This is a genomic window from Micromonospora sp. 4G55 (assembly GCF_016803375.1).
Map to the genome: position 1 here is coordinate 1 of NZ_JAEVHN010000469.1, position 4,960 is coordinate 4,960.

At 74.8% G+C, this 4,960-nt stretch carries 2 protein-coding genes and 3 pseudogenes; 2 read left to right on the plus strand and 3 right to left on the minus strand.

Annotated elements, in window-relative coordinates; genetic code table 11:
• Both JNW89_RS27545 and JNW89_RS27550 read left to right on the plus strand, forming a co-directional pair.
• Positions 1 to 1,193: pseudogene (locus tag JNW89_RS27545) on the plus strand (bifunctional 3'-5' exonuclease/DNA polymerase); the annotation flags it as partial.
• A 134-nt stretch (positions 1,194 to 1,327) separates the two neighbouring features.
• On the plus strand, positions 1,328 to 1,921 hold the full coding sequence (locus JNW89_RS27550; protein WP_238451273.1) for an NTP transferase domain-containing protein: 594 nt from the start codon (positions 1,328 to 1,330) through the stop codon (positions 1,919 to 1,921).
• A gap of 686 nt (positions 1,922 to 2,607) precedes the next feature.
• Here JNW89_RS27550 and JNW89_RS27555 read toward each other — a convergent pair.
• From JNW89_RS27555 to JNW89_RS27565, 3 genes and pseudogenes are all read right to left on the minus strand, one after another.
• Positions 2,608 to 3,486, minus strand: a pseudogene (locus tag JNW89_RS27555) (amidohydrolase family protein); the annotation flags it as partial.
• A 14-nt stretch (positions 3,487 to 3,500) separates the two neighbouring features.
• Positions 3,501 to 4,310 (minus strand): metal-dependent hydrolase, encoded by an 810-nt coding sequence (locus tag JNW89_RS27560; protein ID WP_238451275.1) that lies wholly within the window; start codon positions 4,308 to 4,310, stop codon positions 3,501 to 3,503.
• A 101-nt stretch (positions 4,311 to 4,411) separates the two neighbouring features.
• A pseudogene (locus tag JNW89_RS27565) lies at positions 4,412 to 4,960 on the minus strand (serine/threonine protein kinase); the annotation flags it as partial.

Below are 4,960 nucleotides of genomic sequence, written 5' to 3' on the forward strand. Positions count from 1 at the left end.
GGTCGCCGCCGAGTCGGCCGGCGCGCTGAGTCGCGGTGGAGATGGGCGCCGCCGGCCTGCCCTGGCGCGTCGACGTGCACGACGCGATCCTCGACGAGCTGCTCGGCGAGGCGTCCCCGGTCGGCGGGCCGCCGCGCCGGCTCGCCGAGCTGGCCGCCCGGATCGCCGACGCCTTCGGCGTCCGTCAGGTGCACGCCGACTCCCCGGCGGAGCTGCTGCGGGCGTTCGCCCGGGCCGGGGTGGAGCTGCCCAACACCCGGGCCTGGGTGCTGCGCGGCGTCGACCACCCGGCGGTGCCGCTGGTCCTGGAATACAAGGAGCTCTACCGGATCTGGACGGCGCACGGCCGGGCCTGGCGGGACGCCTGGGTCTCCGACGGCCGCTTCCAGCCGGAGTACGTCCCCGGCGGGGTGGTCTCCGGCCGGTGGGCCACCCGGGGTGGTGGCGCGTTGCAGATCCCCAAGGTGATCCGGCGGGCGGTGGTGGCCGATCCGGGCTGGCGGTTGGTGGTCGCCGACGCCGGCCAGCTCGAGCCCCGGGTGCTCGCGGCGGTCTCCGGCGACGCCCGGCTCGCCGCGGCCGGCGGGGCGGGCGACCTCTACGCGGCCCTGGCCCAGGACTCCTTCGCCGGTGACCGGGCCCGGGCCAAGGTGGCCCTGCTCGGCGCGATGTACGGCCAGACCGGCGGGTCGGCCGTCCCCGCGCTGGCGGTGCTCAAGCGCAGTTACCCGACCGCGTTCGGCTACGTGGAGGCGGCGGCCCGCACGGGCGAGGCGGGTGGCCTGGTCCGCTCCTGGCTCGGGCGTACCTGCCCGCCTGGCACGGCGGGGTTCGTCGACGGCGACGACGCGGGCGTCGATCCGGACGCCGGCGCCGACCCGCAGTCCCCGCGTGCCCGGGCGGCCCGGTCCCGGGGGCGGTTCACCCGCAACTTCGTCATCCAGGCCACCGCGGCCGAGTGGGCTTCGACGCTGCTCGCCACGCTCCGCGGCGAGCTGGCCGGCACCGCCGCCGAGCTGGTGTTCTTTCAGCACGACGAGGTAATGGTGCACTGCCCGGCTGAGCAGGCCGAGGCGGTCGCCGCGGCGGTCGGCCGGTCCGGCGAGCGGGCCTCGGCGCTGCTGTTCGGGGACACGCCGGTCCGGTTCCCGCTGGAGCTGTCCATCGTCGACTGCTACGCCGACGCGGCATAGCGCACAATTTTCCTATTTGCCCCGCTACCCGCCGCCGGGGGCGCTCGTTGGGTCCGGTGTGGCGCAACGGGCCGGGCAGCTCTGCTCGGTCCGTCTTCACGACGGAGGTGGCGCAGCTGAACCGGATCGCAGGGATGATCATCGCAGCGGGCGGGGGACGCCGGATCGGCGGACCCGAGGCGCTCCTGCACCAGGGTGGCACGCCCCTGGTGAACCAGATGATCGACACGATGACCGAGGCGGGCTGCGAGCAGATCGTGGTGGTCCTGGGCGCGGCCGCCGACCAGGTGCGGGAGACCGCCGACCTGAGCCGCGTCACGGTGGTGGTCAACCGTGCCTGGGGCACTGGGGTCGGCTCCTCCATCCGTGCCGGCCTGGCCGCGCTCGCCGACGAGGGGGTCGAGGCGGTGGTGGTCGTCCCGGTGGACATGCCGGGCCTCACGCCCGCCGCGGTACGCCGGGTGGCCGCGCTGCCGTACCCGGACGTGCTGGTCTGCGCCACCTACGACGGGCTGCGCGGCTACCCGATGCTCTTCGGTCGGCGGCACTGGTCCGGCATCGCGACCCTGGCCAGCGCCGACGTCGGTGCCCGGCCGTACCTGCTGGCGCACAAGGACCAGATCGTCGACATCGGGTGCGACTCGGTGGCCGACGGCAGCCGGGTCGACACGCCGGAGCTGATGGCGCTGTACGGCCTGACCGTCCCGCCGCAGCGCGTCGGCGTCTGAGCCGTCCCCGGCACCCGGCACGCCGCCCTCGGGGGCTACGGTTCGTCGCACGCGGTGCCCTTCGGTGGGCGCGCGGCGCGGGGGAGGTGCGGTCGATGGTCGCTGCGGTGGGTTGGCACATCGCCGGGGCGGTGGTCGCCTGGGTCGTGTTCACCGTCGAAGGTCTGGCCTGCTATCTGCTGCTGCTCGGCTACGCCCTGGTGACCGACTCCGGCGCCGGTGGCCCGCTGGCCGGGCCGGTGCTGGTGCTGGTGGCCGCGCTGGCCGGCCTGGTCCTGGTGCCGCTGGTCGTCGTGCCGGCCGGAGTGGTCGCCGAGCTGACCGGTCGCCGTCGCGGCGGCCTGGCCGGGACGCTGGCCGCCGCCGTCGTGGCCGGCGTACTCACTCTGCTCGGCGTCTGCGCTGTCGCGCTCGTGGACCCCGGGTCCCCGCTCGGCTTCGCGGTGGCCTGCGTCGTGGGGGTGCTGCTGGTGCTCCCGCCCACCCTGACGCACGTCGGCATCGTGCGGGGCGCCCGGGAGGTGCCCCCGACTGCTGGCCCGGCTCCGCCGGACCGGGGCGGCCGGCACCGAACCGCCGCCGGTCGCCACGCGCTGACGCCTCCGCGCCGGCCGGTCCACCCGCCCGCCGAGCGCCACCTCGGCGCTCCGGAATGGATCACCCGACGGGTGGCACCATGACCGGTCCAGGTCGAACAGGGCGGCGGCGCCGTCCCAGCACACCGCGCGCAACCAGTCGTCGCCCAGGTCGAGCCGGGCCAACCCGGCCAGTTGCTCGGCGTACGGGTAGGGGATGTTCGGGAAGTCGCTGCCCAGCAGCACCTTGCCGGCCAGCCCCAGCTCGCGCAGCCGGGGCAGCTCACCGGCGGGGAAGGGCACGAACCGGTCGAAGAACGGGGTGAACGCCATGGTGGTGTCGAGCCGCACCCGCTCGTACCGCTCGGCGAGGTCGAGGAAGGCGGCGTAGTCGGGCGCGCCCAGGTGGGCCACGATCGCGCTCAGCCGTGGATGCCGGGCCAGCAGGGCGGCGAAGCCCGCCGGCCCGGTGTGCGTGGTGCCGACCGGGGCGTGCCCGGCGTGCACCACCACCGGCACGGCCGCGTCGGCGAGCAGCCCCCACACCTTGTCCAGCGCCGGGTCGGTCGGTGCGAACCCGCCGACCTGGACGTGCACCTTGAAGACCCGGGCGCCGCCGTCCAGCGCCTCGGCGACGTACCGGGGCGCGTCCGGCTCGGGGAAGAAGGTCGCCGAGGGCAGGCACTCCGGCGTGGCCCGGGCGAAGTCCAGTGTCCACCGGTTCAGCTCCGCCGCCATCCCGGGCCGGTGCGGGTACGCCAGCGCGCTGAACGCCCGTACGCCCATCCGCCGCAGGTGCGCCACCCGGTCGTCGTCGCTCCACCGGTACCGGATCGGCCACTCGGTGCCCACCAGCGGCCCGGCCGCGTCGAAGTACGCCCACACCCGGCGCAGCAGCCGGGGCGGCAGGAAGTGCACGTGCACGTCGGCCAGCCCGGGAATGCCCAGGTGCCGGCAGAAGGCCGGAACGTCGTCGTCGTCGGCCGGCACCGGCCCGCTGGTGGTCACACCTCGATATTGAACCGGTGCAGCACCGACGGCGCCACCAGGCCGACCGCGGCGAGCACGGAGAGCACGGTCAGCGCGGTGCGCAGCACGATCACCTCGGCCTTGCTGCCGGTGCGCAGCGCGATGCCGTTCGGCAGGCCGACCATCAGCCACATCCGCCGTTTGATCGGGATGGGCCAGAGGATCGGCACCCCGGCCTTGGTGATCATGTCGCCGAGGATGTGCACGAAACAGCCCACCCCGACGGCCAGGCCGATCATCGGATAGCCCCGGTCGCCGGGCAGGTTGGCGAAGGTGAACCAGGCGGCGGCGGCCGAGGCCAGCGTGACGATGACCCAGCCGGCGCGCTCGGCCCACTCGTCGAAGAGCCCGCGCAGGGCCAGACCGATCATGAAGAACAGGATGCTCACCACGGCCCACTTGCCGTACGCCGCGCAGAGCGCCGTGGTGCCCCAGCCGACCAGGCCGGTGAACGGCAGGGTGTGGGTCAGCGTCCGGTGGCCGTTGTTGCGGCGCGGGTCCCGGCTCAGCTTCGTGGCGTAGTAGACGCCGAGCGAGATCTTCTCCATCACCTCGGCGATGAAGAGCGAGAAGACCCCGAAGGTGCGGGCCACCGTCGCGCCGCCCTGGTTGCGGGTGACCTTGCCGGAGAGGTCGAGGTCGGGGAAGAGCGCTCCGCCGGCGCAGACCGCGGTGCCGACGGCCAGCGCCAGCGGCGACTGGTGGTAGTCGGCGAACTGGTCCAGCGCCCACGAGCCGGTCAGCCACACCGCCGCGCCGGACAGCGCGTGGGACGGTCCCATCATGTCGCGTCGCCCTCCCCAGGTTCTTGATCGACAAAACTACGCCACTGTGTCAGAGCCGCCGCCGAGGGGGCAATCACCCGGACGGTCCACAGGGGAGGGCGTCAGGCGGCGGGCCGGAAGCTCTGCCGGATCATCAGGAAGTATGTCGCGTTGACCTGCCAGTCGAACTCTTCTGTCAACCATGAGACGGTGTAGGCCCGGCCCGCCGCGACCGCCACGATCAACCGGGCGGTGTGCACCTGCACGCCGGCGGCGTTGAGCCAGGAGCACTCCCACAGCGCCCCGCCCCGGAACATGTCCAGCCGGGAGATGTCCACCCGGCGGTAGCCGGGCAGCGCCCCGTCGCCGGTCAACCGTCGCTCCTCGGCCCGCCAGTGGGCGACCGGGTCCGCCGGCGCGACGCCGGGGGCCACGCTGAGCACCCGCCCGCCGCCCGGCTCCCGGAAGCAGGTCACCGTGCCGTCGGTGAAGCGCAGCCAGCGGGCCGGGGCGGCGATCCGGAAGCCGGTCGCGTCCTCGTACCAGGTCCACCCCGCAACCAGCGCGGGCTCGCCGGTCGGCGGTGGCACGGAGGGGACCGGGGTGGCGTCCGCCGGGGCGGGCGTGCCGCAGGGAAAGGCGACCGGCCGGACGGCGGTCGCGCCCCCGCC